This is a genomic window from Mongoliibacter sp. (assembly GCF_007692705.1).
Taxonomy (GTDB): Bacteria; Bacteroidota; Bacteroidia; order Cytophagales; family Cyclobacteriaceae; genus Mongoliibacter.
In genome coordinates this window covers 22,504-45,747 of the sequence record NZ_REBN01000151.1, presented here as the reverse complement: position 1 = coordinate 45,747, position 23,244 = coordinate 22,504, and the positions used below count along the sequence as shown (strand labels likewise).

Genomic DNA, 23,244 nt, shown 5'->3' with positions numbered 1-23,244 from the left:
CATTGGCGAGAGATGTAGAATCAATATTCATATATTTTTTCAGCGATCTTTTGATTGCTCTTTTATCTTCAAACCACAGGTACTGTGTCTTCTGGTATAGAAGTATTTGAATTTTACTTTTTAGTCTCAATGACTATCACAGCATTGTTTTTAAGCATATCAAATTCAGACGTCATTTTTTGAGCCTTTTTATCTTTGAAAATTTCTAAGGATTCAATTTGATCAGGACTTACCAAGTCACTTATGTTTTCTTTGCTAGAGATTACTTTTCCATTGAGAATGAAAATGGGTTCAGCTTTTTTATCAATAGGCGTCAGGTTAAGCTGAGGTTGCTTTGGTTTTGAAGCTCTATATCCTGTAACCACAACTTCATTTTTCATGCCTTCATAACGGTTAGAAGATGGTTCTTCTTTAGCAATAATAAAAGTTATTGGCAAAGTGACCAAGTATTCATCTTTACCCGGATCTACACTCCATGTATGTTTATTGGTTTCAAGAACGCGAATAACCTCATTTTTCAATTCCTCTGAGGGACTTTCAACAACCTCAAAATTCTTCACACTTCCATCTTTACCAAGTTTCAATATGGTCACAACAGTTCCTGATATTGATGCCTCCATTACCTCAGATGGGTATTTCAGGTTTTTTTTTAGATGTAAATTGAATTTTTCAGAAGGGACAGGGTCTGATAATCTGATCTTTTCTGCTGTATTGGAATTTAATAATTTCTGGTTAAGCTGTTTTTCATCCAGTTTGAAACGAATGGGCAATCTCATCCTTACATTGACGGCTTGGCCACGCTGCATGCCAGGTGTCCATTTGGGACTATCTGAAATCAACCTTAAGGCTTCCTCATCTGCTCCATGACCAATGCCTCTAAGGATTTCGGGGTTTACTACTTTTCCATCCTTAGACACTACAAAGGCAACATACACTACTCCTTCTATATTATTGGCTAGAGCAGCTTCTGGGAATTGTAAATTCTGACTTACATAATTTTGCCATCCTTGGATGCCTCCTTTGAATTCAGGAGCATTTTCCACCACATCAAAAATGACTTGTTCGGATTTTACCTTAGGTTCCTCATTCTCAAGTAGGGGAGTGGTATCTTTAAAGAACTTATGGGCATCGCTTTTTTGTCTTTGTTCACTAAATTGAATAAAAACGGTCTGTACCATAGCTACTTTTTCAGCATTTTTGGTAGCAGGTATCCATTTTCCCAGTTCTGAATCCTTAAGCAGATCAAGAACTTGTTGATCAATGCCACCACCCAAGCTTCTGGAAATCATTGGGTTTTCGATCTGACCTTCTGTATTGACTACAAATTCCAACACCAAATTGCCTCCAAGAAGGCCTAAATTATCTTCATTTTCCGGCAATTTCACCTGTTCTCTGATTTTTCTGAACCAGCTTTCCATTCCAATTTCAGGTTTTGCGGATTCGTCTAAGTCATCACTACTTCTCTTTAGATCACCATAGTCTTTGGAAAATACAGAAGAGTTTCTAAGGCTTTCTATCAGTCCCCTAACTTTTATATAGTCTTCGTCTGATTTGATATTGCTGAAAACATACTCTAGCTGTCCGATTTGAGCTTTTAGTTTTTCATCCTCCAAAGTACCTATATGTTCGTAGTGGATAGGAGTATTGATCTTTTTTACTTTGATACCTATCTCAAGAGAGTCCTGCGAAGCAATCAATTTCCTTTTAATCTCTTCAATATTAAAGTTTTGTTGGAGTAAATTTTGCCCAGTTTCGGCTTTCATAGAAATCAGACCCATCAATATCAGAGTCATTGGGATGACCATAAACAATTTTACCCAATTGATTTTTTTTGGATTTTTCAGCATTAATAGCCTCTTAAGTGTGGTAGACCTGATAAAATAATTACCAATAGGTAAGTCCATTCCTTTAAATGCTATTTTCACGATAAGTTTAGCATAACCGTCTTTATTGGCAGAATTTTTTATGACATTTTCATCTGCAAGGTATTCATGGATATCGACAAGCGCTGCCCGCATGAGGTGAATGGCAGGGTTAAACCAAAATAAAATTGTAAGCACCTGATAATAAAGCACATCATATGAATGTCCTTGTTTGATATGTTCTATTTCATGTTTGATTATTTGTTCTTTCTCTTCGGTCTTAAGTTCTTGTGTCTCATCCCAAAACAGTTTGTCGAAAAAAGAAAATATAGGTGTTAGACCAAAAGTAGGTATGAGGTAGTATTTGTGTTGTAAGTTATAACGGGTTTGGTACCAGCCCTTTTCCCTTACCATTCTCAATTGTATAAAATTCCAAAAAAGTCTGAAAAAAAGGAGTAATACTATTATCAAGTATATTAAAAAAAGGTAATCTTTTATTTCCCATAGAAAAGGGAGTTTGGTACTTTCTATAGTTACTTCGGGAAGACCGAATGTAGCAGCAATTTTTTCGGGCGTTTCCTGTGCCGAAAACGCCCGAAATAACTGAGTTTGTTCAAGAGAAATATCAGGCTTATCAAATCCTACTGGAATGCTGATGAGAGGAAAGCTAAGTGCCAAAACAGGTGTCAATAGTATATACACTCGTGTTAAGGAAAATGCTTTTTCATTTCTAAGGAATAAAAAATAGATTCCGAAGAAAAACAGCAAGCAGAAAGTGCTTTGCCAGATATAATCAAGTAAAACAGCCATGGGCTATTTTTTTGTTTCCTCTTTTACTTCATTCATAATTTTCTCTAGTTCCTTGATATCAAGATTTTTATCCTTGGCGAAGAAAGAAGCCAATTTGGAAAAAGAACCACTGAAATATCCAGTAAGAAGGTTTTTAATGGTAAAACTTCTATACTCGTCTTTTGAAACAATGGGGAAGTACTCATGTGACTTACCATAAGCTTTGTGACTGACAAAACCTTTTCTTTCCAATATCCTCACAATAGTGGATACAGTATTGTAAGCCGGTTTAGGCTCTGACATTTTTTCTAGGATATCTTTGACGAAACCTTTCTCGATATCCCACAAGATCTGCATGATCTGCTCTTCTGCTCTTGTTAGTTCTCTCATAATGGTGTTTAAGTTTTTAAATGTTATCGAACTTATGAATTTAGTTTTATAAAAACAAGTAAAGTTTTAAATCTTTCTATTGCCAATTGAAAATCAAATAAAAAACTCTTAGGTGAATTAAAATATAGATAGTTTAATAATAAAAAAAGCCCGGTTTTATCCGGGCTATGCATTTTAGAATTGAAAATTATGTCAGGTAGTTCTTAATTTGATGATACCTGTGGAATGAAGTAATTTGACTATTGGATAGGTTGGGTCAAATTCGTACCACTTAACGGCGAAATTTGCTCTGTTTGGAAGTTTATGATGGTTGTTTTGGAACAGTTCTCCTAGCATGAGTACATCAAGAAGTAGGCTGTTTTTTGATTTGTCATTATTGTCAAAATTTGCATAACCATATTTGTGACCACTCCAATTGACAATAGCCCCATGAACTGGACCCATCATAAAATGAATAGGTAATAAGAAATACATCCACCAGTGTGTACCGGCAAGTTCAAAAACTGATATGCTCAACACATACACAGCCACATAAAATAAACCCCAGCCTACTCGTGCCATCATGGAGTCAGCAAGAAGATCAAATTTATTCCAATCAGGAACGTCTTTAGAAAATCTTTCTTCTGGTTTTAGCTTGAAAGAAAAGTAATCGTTGTAAATATTTTTGGTTTTCCACATCATAGTGAAAAGATTTTCTGTATGATGAGGACTGTGGGGGTCCTTAGGTGTATCAGAATATGCATGGTGCATTCTGTGTAAAACTGCATAGGCCCTAGGTGAGAGATAAGAACTTCCCTGACATACCCATGTGAATACGTAAAAGAACCTTTCCCAGACTTTAGTCATTGAAAACATTTGGTGGGCTGCATAGCGATGTAAGAAGAAGCTTTGGCAAAACAGTGAGAAATACCAGTGCAGCAGAAAGAAGATAATGAGAATCACTTAATAATTGAGTTTTAATTAATATTGAACAAAGATAAATCCATATTTTGAAAAACACCGACGATTTTCAGGAATTTGAAATCAAAATATGATCAATATCATGCTATTTGTTATATATGGAATGTTAATTTGATAAATACAGTTCAATTTGACTTAATTAAAAAAAAATAGACATTAGTGTTTATTAGGGTTTCAATCCTTGAAAAGTTGTTATTATATTGACTTAAAATTGTTAAAAAAATGTTATGAGCAAATCAAAAGACGTAGTCAATATACTCATCCAGCTTGTTCTTGGGGGTATAGCAGTTTTATTAACTCAATATTTATTACCAGGGGTTGTGGTAGACTCTTTTCTTACAGCCATTGTAGTAGCTGCCATGATTGCTCTTTTGAATATAACTGTCAAGCCAATACTTATATTTCTGACTATCCCAATCACATTAGTAACCCTAGGGTTATTTTTGTTGGTCATCAATGCTCTCCTAATTCTTTTGGCAGCGGAGATTATTCCAGGATTTTTGGTAAATGGATTTTGGTGGGCACTTTTGTTCGGTTTGATACTAGGATTGATTAATTCGTTACTTGGAGTATCCTTGGGAGGAGCTCCCAGACCTTAATCCTGTATGTGAGGAAGGGTTTTATCACGCACCCTTATGTATGGGATAATTTGACCACTACTTTTTTTGACAGAATGGACTACAGTTGATTTTTGAATTTTTACTATTAATATATTTTTTTCTTCAAACTGCTCTTTTCCTTCATCATAAAGATCATGAGCATATAACTCATAATCAGCTTTAACAGGGGGAACACAGTATTCCTGAGCTGCCTTTTCAATCATAAACATCTCCTCATATTCGTCAATACCCAGTACCTGTTTTTGATCTGAGACTCCAATTACAATTTGCCCACCTGAAGTATTTGCAAATGCAGATAGAGTTTTAGCGATTTTTTCTGAACTGTTTATACTTTGCTTAAAATCAAGGTTTTCACCTTCTTGTTGTTGCAGAAGAATTGAAATGTATTCTTCATCTTTTTTTGGAGATAACATTTTTTTTTATGCTAGATACTTGTAAATTAATTTTCAATTAGATTAAGATCACAATTGTTCGTTAAAGTGTTTTTAATTTAACGATAGTGTTGTATGTTGTCTATTGTAAACCCTAAATTTTTCTTATGAAATATCAAAATGATGGTTTTATGCCAGAAACAATCGAAGGATTGAAAAAAGAATTGGCAGCAAGCCAAAAGCCTTATAAAATCGTTCCTGACGACGAAAACACTGACGAATATGTCAACTTTTATTTTATTGGTATGTTTGAAGGGAAAGAGGTCGTATATGATGCAGCGATGTACACTTTAAGGTTACATCATGCTTCTGAACTGTACGAGCTTGCCGAGCATGAAGCCGCAAAAAAATTTCCCAACTTTAAAGGAATTCATTATAAGGAAGATGAAAACGGAAACTTAGAACCTCTTAGTAGCGAAGAAGAGGAGATAGGCTGGTTTATTACAGAGATTATTATGGACATGGAAGAAGATGAGTCAGTTAAAGTTCAGGAATTTGTAGACCTAGACACACATCATGATTTTGGAATAGGTTTGGATGTTGCTTTGAATGTAGATGCCATCGATGATAAGGTCATTACTAAATTCATCAAAGAATTCAATGAAGACACATTAATATTGGATGACACTTTATATGCTTTTCAATCTGAAGAAGAGGAAGACGTAGACGAATAAAAACTTTAGTGTTCATAAACAATATTATCTAAATGCGCTTGTTACTTCAACAAGCGTTTTTTTTGAGGATATGTTAAAAATTGCCTGGTCACCCAAATACTGTCACCCTTTACCTGAAGGCCACAGGTTTCCTATGGAGAAGTACAATCTGATTCCTGAACAGTTATTGTACGAAGGAACGGTTACTAATGACAATTTCTTTAGTCCCTACTCCCTGGAAGACAAGTGGATTGTCAATACTCACAAGTCTGATTATGTCGATAAGCTGAAAAATCAAAGATTGAGTAAGTCAGAAATTAGGAAAACAGGCTTCCCACTAAGTGAGGCATTGGTTGAAAGAGAAGTACACATTATGCATGGCTCCGTTAAGTCTGCTTTATTCGCCTTAGAGTATGGAATTGCAATGAATGTCGCAGGAGGTACCCACCATGCTTTCACAGACAGAGGAGAAGGGTTTTGTTTACTCAACGATATAGCGATTACTGCAAACTACCTATTGGAAAATGGGCATTCGAAAAAAATTCTGGTAGTAGATTTGGATGTTCATCAGGGAAATGGCACCGCAGAAATATTTCAAAATGAAAGCAGGGTATTTACATTTAGTATGCATGGTGCTTCCAATTATCCTATGCACAAGGAAAATTCCGATTTAGATGTTGGGCTTCCTGATAAAATCGGAGATTCGGATTACATAAAACTGCTAAATCAGCATTTTATACCGCTTCTAGACCAGGTAGAGCCTGACTTCATTATTTTCCAGAGTGGTGTGGATGTATTGGAAACAGATAAGCTAGGCCGCTTAGGTCTGAGTCTTCAGGGTTGTAAAGAAAGAGACAAGATTGTATTGGAAGTAGCATCAAAAAACGAGATCCCAATCATGTGTTGTATGGGAGGGGGCTATTCAGAAAAAATCAGTCATATTATTGAAGCACATTCTAATACTTTTAGATTAGCACAAGAAATATTCTTTTAACTTTCAAAACATAAAACTATGGGAAAGAATAAGTTGAAAATCAAATGGTTGTTACATGCTGTTATTGGTTTTTTGGTTATGGGTTTGGGCCTCAGTATGATAGGAGACGCAGTTGTTGTTAAAATGCAGGGTGCAGACTTTTTGGATTGGTTTATTTATGGTACTGTTTCGCTTGCAGTTTTTTTTGCGGGTTTGTCTTTTTTTGGTCAAGCTGTGGTTTTCAAGTCCTTAATGACCCTTTCAGATAAGAAGAATAAGGTCTCTTAACGGATTTTAACATTTGGCTTTACTGTCCCAATTTGAAGATAGAATAGTTTGTTTATATTTGCGCCAAGTTGAAATTTAAGACAAACATCGTGAAAAAATTAGTTAAAGTTTTAGGAGTTTTTGGCATAGCTGCTTTTGCCTTCTCTTCATGTAACCAATCAGGTACTTCAACAGATGCGTCCGGCGCAGGTTCCGAAGAAGCTGTAGAAGTTAGTATTACTGACTTAAAAATTGCTTATGTAATGACTGATTCAGTTATTGCTAAGTTTGACTATTTCAAAGAAAAGTCAGAAGAGATTACCGAAAAAGGCAAAAAATTTGAAAGTGAACTGGGCAGCCGTGCAAGAGGATTCGAGCAGGAAGTCTCTAATTTCGAACAAACAGCTAATTCTATGACTCCCAATCAAGCAAGAGCAAAACAAGAGGACTTGATGAAGAAAGAAAGAAACCTTATGACATACAGAGATAATCTGATGCAGGAGCTTTCTGCGGATGAGTCAAAACTTTATGGAGAAGTTTATGACAAGATTGCTGATTACCTAAAAGTATACGCTGACGAAAATGACCTGGAAATGATACTTTCTTACACAAGAGGTGGTGCTGTTTGGTATAGCAAGAAGTCCTTAGATGTAACGGATCATGTTATCGATGGTATAAACAAAAAATATGCGTCTCAAAAAGACAATAAATAAGCAATATAGTCTATTGCTAACTTGATTTTGAAAAGCCCTGTATTCTCGGGGCTTTTTTCGTGTAATATAAATTGGTACTTTTGAAGCATTGAAAACTAAAGTCAAATCCATGAAAATTACTGAATTTTTAAAACATAATTACAGACATTTTAATGCGGCAGCCCTAATTGATGCAGCAGAAGGTTACAAAACGCACCTTGACAATAATGGTAAAATGATGGTGACATTGGCAGGGGCCATGTCTACAGCAGAATTGGGAATTTCATTAGCTGAGATGATCCGTCAGGATAAGGTACAGATTATCACTTGTACAGGAGCCAACTTAGAAGAAGATGTATTTAACTTGGTGGCGCATGATTATTACGAAAGAATTCCAAATTACCGTGACTTATCCCCTGAACAAGAACAAGACTTGTTAAGCAGGCATATGAATAGGGTAACTGATACATGTATTCCTGAAATGGAAGCCATGAGAAGAATAGAGGATATCATCTTGGCAGAGTGGGTTAAAGCCGATAAAGCAGGAGAGGCATTTTTCCCGCATGAGTTTTTCTACAAAATCCTCCTATCTGGAAAATTGGATGATTCCTTTCAAATTGATCCTAAAAATTCATGGTTGTTGGAAGCAGCAAAGAAAAACCTTCCAATAATTGTACCCGGATGGGAAGATTCTACGTTGGGTAATATGTTTGCCGGCCATGTTATCTCAGGTGATATCAAAAACGTACACACCGTAAGAACAGGTATTGAGTATATGATGTTCCTAGCAGAATGGTATACAAATAATGCTTCTGAGGATAGCACTGTAGGTTTCTTTCAAATTGGCGGTGGTATTGCAGGTGACTTTCCTATATGTGTGGTCCCAATGTTGCATCAGGATCTTCAAAGAGATAATGTTCCACTTTGGGGTTACTTCTGTCAGATTTCTGATTCTACCACATCCTATGGTTCTTATTCTGGAGCTGTACCTAATGAAAAAATCACGTGGGGAAAATTAGGTCTTGACACACCAAAATATATAATAGAGTCCGACGCAACTATTGTTGTGCCTTTGGTATTTGCCATTGTATTGGATCAGTAAAAAATGATTAAATTAATTATGTATAAAATACTGAAAGCAAGTGGGTTATTCCTGCTTGCTTTTTCTGTTTATTTACCTGTAAATGCTCAAATTGTTTCTTCTTTCAAAGAACTAAACTCTCCCTATGACGAACACCACCCTGTGGTTTCTCCAAATGGGGATCTTTATTTTTCAGTTGGATTTCATCCTGATAACAAGGGAGGAGCCAGTGACTTTGGTGATATTTGGAGAAGCACCAAGGATAAAAACGGGAATTGGTCCAAACCTCAAAGGGTCGTATCCCTTTCCACTTCTGGTAATGATGTGGTGGTAGGTTTTCCAGATCCGGTTAGCATCTTGGTATACCATGAGGGAAATGGAATAAACCAAGGTATTCATCAATATTCAAAATTCGGAAATAGTTATAATTACCTCCGTCCACTTGAAATGGGAAATTTCAAGAACAACTCTAAGTATTTTGGCGGAAGATTAAGTAAGGATGGAAAAACCATAGTAATGTCTATAGATTCATATGGGACTTTTGGAAATGAAGATCTTTATGTAAGCTTCAAAAAATCTGTAAATGAATGGACTAGCCCATTGAACCTTGGAGAGATTGTCAATTCCTATGGCCAAGAACAGACCCCTTACCTGTCTGATGACCAAAGAATATTGTACTTTTCAGCTAATGCAGGTGGAAAAGGTAGAGGGAAGGATATTTTTTTTACTGAAAGATTGGATGATACTTGGACATCGTGGACTAGTCCAAAAGCCATTAGGTATGCTAACAGCACTGGAACTGAAATGGGATATGTACCACTTTCTTCTTCGGATTCCTCTGCGATATTTTCGAGTACCCAAAACTCTGAAGGTTTCGGCGATCTTATGACTGTCAAATTTGATAATATTTCTCCTCAAAGAGAACTTGCCAATGTGGCCCCTGAAGAGTTGATGGAAGAGGAGCAAGTAGCTCTTGCCGAAATTACTCAGGTGGATGAAGTTCTGAGCGAAACAATAGTTCAGGAAGAAGACCTTCTTTTGGCTGTTGAAAATGACAGTATTCCTGAAGTTGATGAAATCTATGTTCAAAATGATGATAAAGAAATAGATGAGCAGACTCAATCAAAGTTCGAATTGGTTAGGATCCTGAGTGCCAATGAGCGTGAGGAAATAGCCTATACTCTTTTTTTAATCAATAATCGAGGAGACAGGAAAGAAATGGAAGATCAGAATATGCTTTTGGAAGACTTGAATAAAGAGGAATGGGTTTCCATCTTAGTTTCTTCAAAAGGGTATTTACCTAGTAACATGACTGCAAGTGAATGGTCTGATTTACCTAATAATGAATTGCTTATGCAGCCGGCTTCAGCGGGTGCTCGGATTGTATTGGATAATATCCAGTTCAATAGAGGTACTTCAGACTTTGCAGATTCCAGATCAATACAGGTTCTGGATCAGCTTGTGTTGTTTCTAAAAGAAAATGAAGCTGTAAAAATCAGACTGGAAGGCCATACAGATAATGCGGGAGATCCTGTTTTGAACAAGGATTTATCACTTAAAAGAGCGTCTAAAATAAGAGGTTACCTTACTTTGAATGGAATTCAATTTGAAAGGATTAGAATTTCAGGATGGGGTGGTACCCGGCCTATTGCCGACAACAGTACTGACGAAGGAAGGAATATCAATAGGAGGGTAGAATTAACGATAGAAGGTTAATGAATCTTCTATCATTCTAAAATCACTTTTTCGGGGAGAGGGCCGTCGATGGAAAGTTTAAGTGCTGCCATTTTAGCAGCAGTTTGGACGCATGTTTTCCAATCTTTATTTTTGAGCCAGGCACTTAAGAACCCTGACCAGTAAGCATCTCCAGCTCCTGTAGCATCTCCCATTACTTTTACTTCTAAAGCAGGTATACTGAAATTTTTTCCTTCGTCAGTCCATAACATACTTCCTTGTTTGCCCATGGTCAGACAAACAATTTTGGCGCCCCATTTAAGGAAAGTTTTGCAAGCCTCTTCGTATTCAATTTCTTTTTGAAAAATTCTCTCACAGTCATCTTTGCTTACTTTCACAAAGGGGGATAAATTACAATAATTCTGTATGACATGCATGGCTTCGATATGATCAGGCCATATAGAAGGAGCATAATTGAGGTCAATGCTCAATTGAACACCAAGATCCGCTGCTCTTCTTGCCCCGTCCATTATTGCATGTTGGGCGGGCTGTTTGCTTAAGGCGAAACATGTAGTATGGAAAAGTCGAGCCCTTTCCAAAGTTTCATTTTCAATATCCTCCAGGAAAATATAATGGTCTGCTTCCCTATAGGCAATAAAATCAGGGGTATCATGGGACCTGGATAATAAAACCAATGAGGTGGGAAATTCCTGTCTTTCTTTGATGCCACTGATGTCAAGACCTAATTTTTCAAGTTCATGGATCAGGTATTCACCCATACCGTCTTTTCCTACACTGGCAATCATATGTACCTGCTTCCCCAAGCGCTTTAGGTTGGCTCCTAAGTTAGCCGGGCTACCTCCTTGAAACCGTCTGAATGAGTGTGTTCTGAATATTTCGTCTCTCAGTTCGTGTCCGATTAGATCCACCAACAGTTCTCCAACTACTATGATATCAATATCTTTTTGCATCTCAATCCAATAAATAAAAACCCTTTTGAATGGCACTACTCAACATAACCTGTCCTGCTGCACTCCAGGTGCATTTTGGAACTCCACAGGGATGGAAGGTTTTTCTATTGAAACACTCGTTAAATTCCCAATCATTGAGCTTGTTCAGTTGGGTAATATTATTGCAGATAAACTCAGCCTCTGCTTTACCCTTGTGTATAAAAGCAGCCAATCCCCAAAAGCCATTGACCATAGGCCAAATACCTCCATTGTGAAATTCATTTGGCTTATTTCTGAATTCAAACCTGAAATTATTCTCCAATAAGTGGAAGTCCTTATCATCTCTGTATATGGTAGGGTGGAAAGCAGGAGTGAAAACCCCGATTTCTTTTTGAGCCCAATTGAGACAGTTTTCCGGTTCAGGATGAATCTTGAAAATCATGGCCAATGCATTTCCCAGAAAATCAACGTAAGGCTGATATCCTGCGGGGTGGAATGATGCTATAAGATAAGGCTGAGGGCCTTTTTCTTCCATCAATCTCTTTTTGGCTTCTACATGTACTCCAGAGCTTTCCCAATCCTGATGAAGGTAATAGTTTTGGTAAATAGCAAGTTTGATGGCCTCTGATTTCTCCAACCACTGAGGTCTTTCCATCAAAGAACCGCATAGCCTCAATGCAGCGTATCTTAAGACTTGGTCATAAAGTACATAGCCATGAAGGATATATTCATCAGCCCAGTCACCCGCAAGAGGGACATAAACCAGACCTCTATTGTTGTATTCCCAAGCCTGATAAAGACTCAAGACCTGCTCAATATCATTTTCAAAGCGGTCTAGTAAATGTTTTTCTCCAGTGTATTTGACATAAAGACAAAGCCCAATCAACCACCAACTGCCAGTGTCTGCCCTCCCTGCTAGACCACCATAACTTACATTTCCAGAATCTAAATCTACATTTGAGGGAATATGTCCCTGTGGACTGATATGATTACCGAGGGTTATCAGCGTCTGACGGAAAGTGTCAATCAAATCCTCCTCTCTACTTGAAAGGGCTGCCATTCCGGTAATTACCCCATCTCTGGCCCAGACCCTTTGATAATTGTCTTTGGGTAGGGCAGATGCAAGAAATCCCATTTGGTGGGAAGCACTCCGCATCATATTCAATGCTTTTTCTTTGGCTACCTGAATATCCATACAATTATAAAGGTCAAGATGAGTAAGAAAACAGAAAGAATCCTGAAGTTTTTATACCAAGGAAGTACAGATAAAGAAGCTGTTTCGTCAGTATAGATTTTATTTTTCCAAGTATACTCCTCTATTTTTTCAGAGGGTGGTAAGTTACCTGATAAACTGACTACTATGTACACAATGGCACAGAATAAGAATAATAAAGGAGCAGTATGCAAGAAATGCCATTGTGAAATAGTTGCATCAGGCATTGACACGTTGACAAAAATCAGAATGACAGCTGTAGCAAAACCAGTGATAAGACTGTAAAAAGCAGCATCCGCATTTCCCCTTTTCCAAAACATTCCGAAAATGAAAACCACTACAACTGGAGGAGCAATCAATCCAACGACCATTTGAAGGTATTTGAAAAGGGAGTCAAATTTTTCGATCTGAGGTGTCCATGCTGCGGCCAAAAGGACTAAGATAACTGTTGCGACCTGTCCAACTCTTACCAATTGCTTGCTATCTAAATCTGGCCTGATGTTTTTGACAAAATCCATTGTAATCAAAGTACTGGCAGAATTAAGTGTCGCGCTTATGCTTGAAGACATGGCTGCCAATAGTCCAGCCATTAGCAAGCCAATCAAGCCCACAGGTAATAGATTGAAAACCAGATGAGGAAAGACAGTGTCAGGATTATCCAGCTCTGGAAAAATCACTCTTGCCATTGTCCCTGGTAAAACCATAAAGAAAAGCACAGGTAGCTTCAACAAACCGGCAAATAAAGCGCCCCACCTGCCATGATTTAGGTCTTTTGCTGTGAGAACCCTTTGAACCATAAATTGGTTATTGGCCCAAAAATAGAAGCCTAGCAGCGGTACACCGAAGATCAGACCTGTCCAAGGGACTGAAGGGTCATCAATTGGACGGATGAGGCTAATCATTTCGGGTGGCGTTGCAGCCAGTACATTTTCCCATCCTCCTACTTCTCTGTACGTGATATATGTCAAAATCAAGGAACCCGCAAATAGCAATATGGCCTGAATAACTTCTGTGTGCACTACTGAAGACAATCCACCTGGAATGGTATATGCTGCTGCTGCGGCGGCCAAAATCAAGATAATCACAGTCATGCTGATATCAGGAAAAACCAGCTTAAGTATGAGGCTTCCGGCATATAATCCAGCAGCAGTTTCTATCATTACATTACCGATCAATGTGATAAAAGAAAAATAGTAACGGCTCCTTCGGTCATACCTTCTTTCCAAAAATTCTGGCATTGTATATACTCCAGATCTTAGGTAAAATGGTAAAAAGAAGATGCTGAAAAACACCAGGATAACAGCTGCCATCCACTCGTAATTATAAACAGAAATCCCTGTGCTATAGGCATCTCCAGCTAAACCGATTAAAGTGGTACTTGAAATATTGGCTGCAAAAAGAGAAATACCGACAATGGGCCATGTCATGCTTCGACCGGCTAAAAAGTAGTCTTCTGAACTATCCCTCTTTGCATGATATAGCCCATAAAAGATCATCCCTACCAAGTAGACAATGATAATTGCCAAGTCCAGATAACCAATAAGCTCTAGGTTCATTTTAGATCAGTAGGTTTTATTGTTGATTCACATTGAAACTTGAATGAAAATAAATACTATATCTATATGATATTTTGTAATGAATAAAAATATTTAATCGTCAATGTCCAAAAGCAAAAAAAAATCAATCGTTTGCACAAACCATTGCGAAGCTGTTGTTTATAATAATTATAAATAATATTTACAAAATTCCGTATTGGAAAAGCGCCTTTAAAGGTTTAATATTAAGGTAACTTATGAACCCACAATGACCGAAAAAAAGAAACTTACGCTCAAAGATATAGCACGAGAATTAGGGATTTCTATTTCGACAGCCTCAAGAGCATTAAAAGAGCATCCAGATATTGCCGATGAAACCATAAAAATGGTAAAAGCTTTTGCCGAAAAGCATCATTATGTCCCTAATATTCTGGCAGTCAACTTTCGTAAAAGTAGAACCTACAACATAGGTTTGATTGTTCCTGAGCTGGTTCATCACTTTTTCTCTACAGTGATTAGTGGTGCCATTGATACGGCAAAAAAACATGGTTACAATATACTTGTTAGCCAGTCCAATGATATCCTTAGCGATGAAACCATAGCATGTAGAACAATGCTTGCAAGTAGTGTGGATGGTTTGTTAATTTCTATTTCGAATGAGACAAGAGATGCGGATCACTTAAAGGGCTTCTTAGAGGAAGGTAAGCCGGTAGTACAATTCGATAAAGTTACTGATGATCTCCTTAGTCCCAAAGTGATAGTAGATGATTTTGAGGGAGCTTATCAAGCTGTAAAGCACCTCATTGACCAAGGTTACAAAAAAATAGCGCATTTAAGGGGAAGACGTGAGGTGAAAAACTCCAATGAAAGGGCTATTGGATATCAACAAGCACTTATTGATCACCAAATGGAAACTTCTGAAGAATGGATAAAGGACTGTTTTGCTATAGACGAAGCAGAGGGATATAAATTTTGTAAGGAGTTGATGACAAGTAAAAATCCACCTGATGCTATTTTTTGTATCACTGACTTGGTGGCTTTTGGGGTTTTGAAATACCTCAAAGAAATGGAAATAGCAGTTCCAGACGAAATCGGTGTAATAGGGTTTTCTAATTGGAAGTTGGCTGAGATTGTGAGTCCCAGTTTAAGTTCTGTTGACCAGCATGGTTACCAGATGGGAGAAAAAGCTACACTTAAATTGATAGAACTAATTAAAAATCATGACTTGGAAAATGAAGAAATTATTGAATTGAAAACAAATTTAATCATTAGGGCCTCTACAATACTTACGAAAAAAAATCACGCAACAATTCAGTAATATTTAGGTAAAGATTTTATAATAATTCTTCTTAGATTTCAGTAGAGTTTTTACCTTTGCATCAGATTGAATTACGGTATGGAAACACTATTTTCTTTGTTGCTGCTCACTACAATTTACGGCTTAGCATTTTTGTCTATTTTTCCTGAAAAATATCTAAAAAAAATATCCCATTTCAATCATCACAAAAATGTTCCAGAGTACCTGAAGGTTTCTCTTTCCACACCAATATTCTTTTCTTTTTTGATGGGTTACACCTTGGCTTCAGCCATGCTTTATTTTATAGTGGCTTAAGTTTTATAGAGAGATCACTCCCAAATAAAGCCGAATGACTGCGTAAATCTTGTGGGGGACTCCACTTTTATTTCTATATTTAGGTTCAATCAACTGATAATTTTTTGTGGAACAGAAAAAAATCCTTCCCTTAGTTAAAGAAGAAGATTGGCTAAGCGATTATGCCGATGACATATTCCATAGGTATCAGAGATACTTAGATGCCTTAAAGGACATAGATCTACAATATGGCAGCATACTGGAGTTTGCCAGGGCTCACGAATATTACGGTATCAATTTCGATAACTTCCGTAATGGTTGGGTGTATAGAGAATGGGCACCAGCTGCGTATAATCTTTTTTTAATGGGGGATTTCAATGGTTGGAATAAATATTCCCATCCTTTGAAAAAAAACCATAGAGGAGATTGGGAAATCTTCTTGCCATTTGATGAATATAAGGGCAGCATTGTACATGGTTCTAAAATCAAGGTACACGTAGAGGCAAAAAACGGTGGTGTGGATAGAATCCCTGCTTATGTTCGTCGCGTGGTACAGGATGAAGAATCTCATGATTTTGCGGGGCAGATTTGGATACCTGAGGTTCCTTTTGTTTGGACTGATCATAATTTTGATTCTAGGGAAAATAACAAACAGCCTCTCATTTATGAATGTCATATTGGAATGGCTCAAGAAAAAGAGGGAGTCGGAACCTACATGGAGTTTGCTGAAAATATACTTCCAAGAATCAAAAATGCAGGCTATAATACTATTCAGCTAATGGCTATAATGGAACACCCTTATTATGGCTCCTTTGGTTACCATGTTTCCAACTTTTTTGCACCAACTTCCAGGTTTGGCACTCCGGAAGAATTAAAATTCTTGGTCAATAAGGCTCATAACATGGGCATCACAGTGGTAATGGACTTGGTTCATAGTCACGCAGTCAAAAATGTCAATGAAGGTTTAAACGAATTTGACGGATCTAGCTACCAATATTTTCATCCTGGTGAACGAGGCTATCATGAAGGCTGGGATTCCAAGCTATTTGATTATGGTAAAAAGGAGGTGAAACACTTTCTGCTATCCAATATAAGGTACTGGCTGGAAGAGTTTCATTTTGATGGCTTCCGTTGGGATGGTGTAACTTCCATATTGTACTTGCACCATGGCCATGTATCTTTTGATGATCCAAAGAAATACTTCAGTGAAGGAGTGGACTGGGATGCGCTCATTTATTTGCAATTGGCAAATAAGTTGATCCATGATTTTTCAGCTCAAGCCTTGTCAATAGCTGAGGAGGTAAGCGGGATGCCTGGCTTGTGCAGAAAACATCAGGATGGTGGTATAGGTTTTGACTTCCGTTTAGGTATGGGTATTCCTGATTTTTGGATAAAGACACTAAAGCATAAGCCTGATGAACATTGGGATATGTTTGAAATGTGGCATGAATTGACAAATAGGCCCAAAAAAGAAAAAACCATAGCGTATGCTGAGTCTCATGATCAGGCTTTGGTTGGGGATAAGTCAATCGCATTTTGGTTGATGGACAAGGAAATGTATTCCAGTATGTCTAAGCTTCAAAATTCATTGGTGGTAGATAGGGGAGTAGCGCTTCATAAAATGATTCGTCTGATAACCATTGCGCTGGGTGGTGAAGGATACCTTAATTTTATAGGAAACGAATTTGGGCATCCTGAGTGGGTAGACTTTCCGAGAGAGGGTAATAATTGGAGTTATCAATATGCAAGAAGACAATGGTCATTAGTGGATTCTGATCATCTTAGGTATTATGACCTTAATGAGTGGGATAGGGCTATGGTTGCTCTTGTGAATGAATATAAAGTTTGTGCTTCCCCACATGCCCAACAACTGTTTTTGGACGCCGAGAAAAAAATACTCGTCTTTGAAAGGGCAGGATTGTTATTTATTTTCAGTTTCAATATTTCAGAATCCTTTTTTGGATATGAAATTAAAGTCCCTCAATTAGGTGAATACCGAATGATTCTAAATTCTGACAGTAAAGAATTTGGAGGCTTTGAAAGGGTGGAGGATTCTTTGACATATCCAACAGATAAAGAAAACAAACTAAAAATTTATCTGCCCAACAGGACCGTTATGGTGCTTAAGAAAATTTAGTAAAGCTTTTATTTAAATCAAAAATGGGTCCCAGATGGGACCCAAATTTTTTACAATGACAATCATCAACTAAACTAAACTTATTTTAAAAGAAAAGCCTTACTCTCCGTATGAGCTTAAGGAAATCTTCCTGTCATTGCTAGTTTAACTATTTTTATCAACGACAGCATGTTTTTTAAGTTTCTTAAAATAGCTTAAAATGGGATGGAAGTGCATTATATGTGATAAATGGACTTCTAACTTTTTAGAAATAGGAGATTTCGCTACTCTTCAAGGAATTTTTCAAGTTCATTGTAGAACCAATCCGGTTCATCATAGAACACAAAATGATAAGCCTCATTTGCAACAAGAAGTTTGACATCTTTAATATCCTTCAATTGGCTTTGATACCCTTCGGTTACAGAATCCTTTGTTGCACCATAGTTTTCGTATGCAGCCCATGATCCGAATACCAAAACAGGTACCTGAATGTTGGACATTTCACCTCTGATATCAGTCAGGAACATTTCTCCAAATGCTTGTCCTACGACTTTTGGATTTGAAGCCATACCCATTTCGACAACCTCATTTCTTTTATCTTCTGTGGCAATCATTGTAGATACGATCATTTCCTGATTGGCTCTAGCTGCTTTTTCATCGACACTTTCAAATTGAGCTTTCATGGAATTTACCATTGGTTTAGCTGTTTCGGGACTTATACCCGGCATCTGCAATACCGGAAAGTAGGGTACTCCATCTATCGATACTATCTTTCCGAAAATATCTGTCGCCTCGGCAGCTGCCCAAAGTCCAATAAAACCTCCCATACTATGACCAATCAATATAGGGCTCTTCAATTTATTTTCTCCAACGTAGCCTATTAACTCATCTCTGATCTGCTTCAAATAATGATCAGATGCCATTATTTCCTTGTTACCAAATCCCTTGATATGAACTAAGTGAAGTTCATAATTGCCGCTATACCTTTCAACAAATTCATCCCAGACAGCCGCACTGCAGGACATACCGTGTATCAAAATCATAGGACTCCCAGAGCCTTTAACTTCCGTAGAAATCAATTTTGAGTTTGCGGCTGCTGCTTTCAAGGAAGAAAGGATAAAAATAAGCAATATGAGCTTGAGTGAAGTTTTTACTGTTTTCATAAAGTTCTTTGTTTTGTTTCCTCAAAATTGAGTTACAAATAAGAAACTTAGAAAATTCTTTGACTACCTGTGAGGTTTGATTGACCAAAGAAGTTTTATCCAGCTTTTAGAAATTTGCTGTATTTTAATCCTGAATATTTTCAAATTGGCTACTGGTTATTACAATTGATCAATTTTGAGAAGCCATTAGTCAAGGATTTTAAAGCAATCCAACTAAATCCAGTAATTTGGTTCCCATAAAAATATAAGTATGATTTGGTGGACATTATTTATAGTAGGAGTAGTTTTTTTAACATTGTTATTGGCAGGAGCATTCCAATCAGAAGACGTTAGGAAAAATGAGTGAGTATAAAGTTCTAAGGAATAAAGGCCAATCCATTCTGGGGAGTTTTCTGGAATGGAAGTTTCATCATTTTCTGTTCTGGGTATTGTACTTTATTTTTTGGGTTAGGGTTTACGAATCCATGTATGAAAACATAATAGACCTCTATTGGGTGACGGGATTTTATACTGTTTCCAATGCATCAATCTATTATGTGTCCTATTATCTATTAATCCCTAAAATCTTTAAAAAGAACGGGATCATACTTTTTTTAATAGCCTTTATATTTTTGGCATTTTTAAATGCTAACCTGATGTATTTGGGTATCAATTTGGTCTTAGAGAATAGATTGGAAGAGCTTTTCCAGTCCAATTTCAGTCAAATAATATTAATTTATTCGAGCTCTAATCTATTTACAGGGGCAATTCTTCTTGGTTTCAAGGGTTTCTTGGATAATCGGAAGCTACAGCGCATCAATGAATTGAAAGAAAAAGAAAGGATAGAAACAGAACTCCAATTTTTGAAATCCCAGGTTAACCCTCATTTTCTTTTCAATACGATAAATTCAGTGTATGTGCTGATTAGGATGGATCCAGAAAAAGCTTCCGAAACTCTGATTAAGCTTTCAAACCTACTCAGGTCCCAATTATATGAGTTTTCTGTGGACAGAATAGATATTCAAAAAGAATTAGAGTATTTGGAAAACTATGTAGAGCTTGAAAAAATCCGTAAAGGAGACAGGCTGGATTTAAAGTTTGAGTTTGAAGGAGATTTGGAAGATTTTGAAATCGCTCCATTGGTAATGATTCCTTTTTTGGAAAACTGCTTCAAACATTTGTCTACGCATACGGACAAAACAAATGAAATTATCTTTAGGATAAGTCGGATTGGGGATGAATTAAAGGCTTATTTTTACAATACCACAGATGAGAACCCAAAAGAGAAAAAAGAAGGGGGATTGGGATTGAATAATATCAGACGGAGATTAGATTTGATTTATCCTGAAAAGCATGCGCTGGAAATAATAGAAAGTGTAGAAACATTTGAAGTTTGGCTAACTTTAAAAATCAACTGACATGAAGATCAAAACTATTATTGTAGAGGATGAGCCTCTGGCAAGAGAAGGTCTGAAAAGCTATATCAGAGAAATAGAAAATATTGAGCTTTCTGCAGTCTGTGAAAATGCTTTGGAAGCAAATGAGAAGCTTCAGGAATTAAAGCCTGATTTGATGTTTTTGGATATACAAATGCCTAAAGTAAATGGTTTGGATTTTCTCAAATCTCTTAAAACTCCTCCCTTGGTTATTTTGACCACTGCCTATCCCAATTATGCTTTACAAGGCTTTGAGTTGGATGTGGTCGATTATTTGGTCAAACCTTATCCTTTTGAAAGATTCTTAAAAGCAGTGAATAAGGCCAGTGATATTTTTAGTCTGAAAGTTAATCAAAGTGCTGAAACCGCGGAGCTCTCATCCAAGGATCATATCTATATCAAAGTAGATTACATGCTTAAAAGAGTCAATCTAGTAGATATTTTTTATATAGAGGGTATGGAAAATTATATTGCAATTCACACTGAAAACGAAAGGTTGATTACGCTGATGACGATGAAAAGTATGGAGGAAAGTCTTCCTACATCTGAGTTTATTAGGATCCATAAGACTTATATCATCTCAAAAAGAAAAGTACAGGGAATCATTGGAAATGAGATAGATATGGGTAAAAGCAAAGTGCCTTTGTCCAGAAGCAGAAGGAACGAAATCATTCGGGAATTGACTGGAGAATAGAAAAGGAAGACTAATTTAGCCTTCCTTTTTGTAATGCTCATATTCCTGGAACAAATTTGTGCTCGATATTCATGTAATACTCCAAATCATGTTTAGGAGCTTCCACACCTTCTGGTAATGGCAGTCCAGAATACTGTCCAAAATATAATAAGACAGCATCTCGCCACCACTCAGCTTCTTCAGCTTGTATTTCTAAAAATGAGAGCACGTGCTCAAAGCGGAATCTATCCACATGCTTTTGAAGGTCTTTCCAGATTTTAACGTTTTCTCTGGCTTCATTCACACCCTTTTGATAGTGAAAGGCAATTTCGTCCCAAAGTATATTCCCTGAATTCATCTGATAATCCCAGGGCAGATGATGGAACCAAAGCAAATATTTGTTGGGAATTGAATTCAAGTCACCCCATTCTTCCTGAAGCTGAGTGGAATACTGTTCCAGGGCATTACTTCCTGTTTGGGTTCTGTCAAAGCCCATCCCACTTTCACTTGCATTGTGGTAATAAGTAGATGTCCAATCTGACCTTTCTCCGCCCGTCACCCATGGACCTGGACCATAATGATGACTTCTAGCCATAATATGATGAATGCCCAAAGGTGTCATGTAATTCACAACCATTTCATGTGAATTGAGCATCATTTTCTTAATTGGATCTACAAACTCTTTTTGGTTTGTAAAAGTGAGTTTGATCCAATCTTCAGCGATTTCACCTGAATTTCCCCAAGGATTCCAGGCGAGTTTGCCATAGGCATACCAATTGGCTTGATGAAAATGGTGTCCAGTCCAGTTTCTGTCTGTTCCTATATTGGCAACTCCAGCCATACCTGTAAAAGAGTAGTCATGCAGGCTTCCATCAATCACTTTAGCAACTTCTGATCCTTTTCCATTGATATAAGTATCTTGTTTTAGCACTTCCTCATACATAGGCGCCAAAAAGGCCAAATGAGTATCATGACCCAAATACTCTTGAGTAATCTGAAACTCCATCATCAAAGGTGTCTTTGGCATAGCGCCAAACAATGGGTGAAAAGGTTCTCTTGGTTGAAAATCAATTGCCCCGTTTTTTACCTGCACGATCACATTATCTCTGAATTTACCATCTAAGGGTACAAATTCATTGTAAGCCTGCTTGTGTCTGTCATCAGGAGTTTTTTCGCTGTAGACGAAAGCCCTCCACATGACTATTCCCCCAAAAGGTTTTACTGCATCTGCCAACATATTGGCGCCTTCTGCTTGTGTCCTGCCATAGTTATGTGGTCCGGGCTGACCTTCTGAGTCGGCTTTTACCAGAAACCCACCGAAGTCGGGGATGTATTCATAGATTTCTTTGGTTTTGTCTTTCCACCAATCCTGTACTTCTTTGTTGAGAGGGTCAGCTGTTTCTAATCCTCCAATTTCCATGGGAGATGAAAATCTTGCAGTGATGTACAATTTAATACCGTAAGGCCGAAAAGCATCTGCAAGTGCCTGTACTTTTTCCAGGTAATAGGGGGTCAAAACCAAAGCATTGGCATTTACATTCGTAACCGATGTTCCATTGATGCCTAATGAAGCGTTAGCACGCGCATAATCCAGATATTGTTGGTCAATGTGTCTGGGAAGCCTGTGCCAATTCCAAATACTGAAACCTGAATAGCCTCTTTCAACTGTTCTGTTGAGATTATCCCAGTGGTTAAGAACACGGTGTTTAACTTTTGGGATCTCTACAATTCCCGTTTCGGAGATTATCTCCTGTTTTTGTATTTCCTGAAGTAGCCTGAAAGTCCCATAAAGAAGACCAAATTTGCTATTTGCTGTAATTACTGTTTGACCATTTTTAGAATAAATATGGTAACCCTCTGTTCCCAAATCCTTTGAAGCTGACTGTGACAGAGAAGATGGGAGTTGTTCTCTTAAGGCAATCAAAAGGCTTGGATTTTCCTTTACAAATAATGGTTTTGTACTAAAGAATCCCTGTGATGCAACTTCCAACTCATTTTTGATGATGGTGATGGTTTCATTATTGCCATCAATGCTAACCTGTTTCAGTACATTTTCCTGCCAAGCTTGTGGGTTTTCTATAGGATAATACTGAAGCCAAAGTTTGTAGCCATCGTTGGCAGACAATAGCATTGGAATGCAAAACAAGGCTATCGATGTGAGAAGAGCTCTGATCATGTTGGATTATAGGTTTAATG

The 23,244-nt window shown here is 37.3% G+C and carries 21 protein-coding genes; 12 read left to right on the top strand and 9 right to left on the bottom strand.

The genetic code is table 11. The annotated features are described in order from the left end of the window. Nucleotides 1-113: 113 nt before the first annotated feature. From EA341_RS09270 to EA341_RS09260, 3 genes are all read right to left on the bottom strand, one after another. A complete protein-coding gene (locus tag EA341_RS09270; protein ID WP_293013283.1) occupies nt 114-2,672 on the bottom strand; it encodes a M56 family metallopeptidase in 2,559 nt (852 codons plus the stop codon). A gap of 3 nt (nt 2,673-2,675) precedes the next feature. Beyond that, a complete protein-coding gene (locus tag EA341_RS09265) occupies nt 2,676-3,041 on the bottom strand; it encodes a BlaI/MecI/CopY family transcriptional regulator (RefSeq protein WP_106131638.1) in 366 nt (121 codons plus the stop codon). A gap of 192 nt (nt 3,042-3,233) precedes the next feature. Beyond that, nucleotides 3,234-3,983, bottom strand: a complete 750-nt coding sequence (locus EA341_RS09260; RefSeq protein WP_293013281.1) for an acyl-CoA desaturase — start codon at nt 3,981-3,983, stop codon at nt 3,234-3,236. 245 nt (nt 3,984-4,228) lie between these two features. On the opposite strand from EA341_RS09260, the gene EA341_RS09255 reads away from it, so the two are divergent. Next, nucleotides 4,229-4,600, top strand: coding sequence for a phage holin family protein (locus EA341_RS09255; RefSeq protein ID WP_293013279.1), 372 nt, complete (start codon nt 4,229-4,231; stop codon nt 4,598-4,600). Here the strand turns inward: EA341_RS09255 and EA341_RS09250 are convergent. Next, nucleotides 4,597-5,034: a helix-turn-helix domain-containing protein gene (locus tag EA341_RS09250; protein ID WP_293013276.1), complete on the bottom strand. Its 438-nt coding sequence runs from the start codon at nt 5,032-5,034 to the stop codon at nt 4,597-4,599. The two genes, EA341_RS09255 and EA341_RS09250, sit on opposite strands and share 4 nt — an antisense overlap. A gap of 125 nt (nt 5,035-5,159) precedes the next feature. Here EA341_RS09250 and EA341_RS09245 point away from each other — a divergent pair, with 125 nt between their 5' ends. The 6 genes from EA341_RS09245 (at nt 5,160) to EA341_RS09220 (ending at nt 10,434) form a co-directional block, all read left to right on the top strand. Next, nucleotides 5,160-5,726: a hypothetical protein gene (locus EA341_RS09245; protein ID WP_293013273.1), complete on the top strand. Its 567-nt coding sequence runs from the start codon at nt 5,160-5,162 to the stop codon at nt 5,724-5,726. Between the two features lie 70 nt (nt 5,727-5,796). After that, nucleotides 5,797-6,699 (top strand): histone deacetylase, encoded by a 903-nt coding sequence (locus EA341_RS09240; RefSeq protein ID WP_293013271.1) that lies wholly within the window; start codon nt 5,797-5,799, stop codon nt 6,697-6,699. A gap of 18 nt (nt 6,700-6,717) precedes the next feature. Continuing rightward, a complete protein-coding gene (locus tag EA341_RS09235) occupies nt 6,718-6,966 on the top strand; it encodes a hypothetical protein (protein WP_293013269.1) in 249 nt (82 codons plus the stop codon). Nucleotides 6,967-7,055: 89 nt separating this feature from the next. Continuing rightward, entirely contained in the window at nt 7,056-7,658 is a 603-nt protein-coding gene (locus tag EA341_RS09230) for an OmpH family outer membrane protein (protein ID WP_293013267.1), read from the top strand. Between the two features lie 109 nt (nt 7,659-7,767). After that, nucleotides 7,768-8,739: a deoxyhypusine synthase family protein gene (locus tag EA341_RS09225; RefSeq protein ID WP_293013264.1), complete on the top strand. Its 972-nt coding sequence runs from the start codon at nt 7,768-7,770 to the stop codon at nt 8,737-8,739. Between the two features lie 18 nt (nt 8,740-8,757). Then, entirely contained in the window at nt 8,758-10,434 is a 1,677-nt protein-coding gene (locus EA341_RS09220; RefSeq protein WP_293013262.1) for an OmpA family protein, read from the top strand. Between the two features lie 11 nt (nt 10,435-10,445). Here the strand turns inward: EA341_RS09220 and EA341_RS09215 are convergent, their stop codons facing one another. The 3 genes from EA341_RS09215 to EA341_RS09205 are packed head-to-tail and all read right to left on the bottom strand — an operon-like array spanning nt 10,446 to nt 14,111. Next, nucleotides 10,446-11,363: a carbohydrate kinase family protein gene (locus EA341_RS09215; protein ID WP_293013260.1), complete on the bottom strand. Its 918-nt coding sequence runs from the start codon at nt 11,361-11,363 to the stop codon at nt 10,446-10,448. A 1-nt stretch (nt 11,364) separates the two neighbouring features. Next, complete coding sequence (locus EA341_RS09210; protein ID WP_293013257.1) at nt 11,365-12,537, bottom strand: glycoside hydrolase 100 family protein; 1,173 nt, start codon at nt 12,535-12,537, stop codon at nt 11,365-11,367. Further along, the gene (locus tag EA341_RS09205; protein ID WP_293013255.1) at nt 12,522-14,111 is read right to left on the bottom strand and encodes a sodium:solute symporter; all 1,590 of its coding nucleotides are present in this window, start codon (nt 14,109-14,111) and stop codon (nt 12,522-12,524) included. The genes EA341_RS09210 and EA341_RS09205 overlap by 16 nt, the downstream gene beginning before the upstream one ends. A gap of 247 nt (nt 14,112-14,358) precedes the next feature. On the opposite strand from EA341_RS09205, the gene EA341_RS09200 reads away from it, so the two are divergent. The 3 genes from EA341_RS09200 (at nt 14,359) to EA341_RS09190 (ending at nt 17,818) form a co-directional block, all read left to right on the top strand. Further along, the gene (locus EA341_RS09200) at nt 14,359-15,408 is read left to right on the top strand and encodes a LacI family DNA-binding transcriptional regulator (protein WP_293013252.1); all 1,050 of its coding nucleotides are present in this window, start codon (nt 14,359-14,361) and stop codon (nt 15,406-15,408) included. Between the two features lie 78 nt (nt 15,409-15,486). Continuing rightward, nucleotides 15,487-15,702, top strand: a complete 216-nt coding sequence (locus tag EA341_RS09195; protein WP_293013249.1) for a hypothetical protein — start codon at nt 15,487-15,489, stop codon at nt 15,700-15,702. A 106-nt stretch (nt 15,703-15,808) separates the two neighbouring features. Next, nucleotides 15,809-17,818 (top strand): alpha amylase C-terminal domain-containing protein, encoded by a 2,010-nt coding sequence (locus tag EA341_RS09190; RefSeq protein ID WP_293013246.1) that lies wholly within the window; start codon nt 15,809-15,811, stop codon nt 17,816-17,818. A 263-nt stretch (nt 17,819-18,081) separates the two neighbouring features. Here the strand turns inward: EA341_RS09190 and EA341_RS09185 are convergent, their stop codons facing one another. Continuing rightward, nucleotides 18,082-18,960 (bottom strand): alpha/beta hydrolase, encoded by an 879-nt coding sequence (locus EA341_RS09185; protein WP_293013243.1) that lies wholly within the window; start codon nt 18,958-18,960, stop codon nt 18,082-18,084. 338 nt (nt 18,961-19,298) lie between these two features. On the opposite strand from EA341_RS09185, the gene EA341_RS09180 reads away from it, so the two are divergent. Then, nucleotides 19,299-20,357, top strand: coding sequence for a sensor histidine kinase (locus EA341_RS09180; protein WP_293013240.1), 1,059 nt, complete (start codon nt 19,299-19,301; stop codon nt 20,355-20,357). 1 nt (nt 20,358) lies between these two features. Next, nucleotides 20,359-21,069: a LytTR family DNA-binding domain-containing protein gene (locus EA341_RS09175; RefSeq protein WP_293013237.1), complete on the top strand. Its 711-nt coding sequence runs from the start codon at nt 20,359-20,361 to the stop codon at nt 21,067-21,069. A 37-nt stretch (nt 21,070-21,106) separates the two neighbouring features. On the opposite strand, the gene EA341_RS09170 is transcribed toward EA341_RS09175, so the two are convergent. Next, nucleotides 21,107-23,224, bottom strand: coding sequence for an alpha-glucuronidase family glycosyl hydrolase (locus EA341_RS09170; protein ID WP_293013235.1), 2,118 nt, complete (start codon nt 23,222-23,224; stop codon nt 21,107-21,109). Nucleotides 23,225-23,244: the final 20 nt, after the last annotated feature.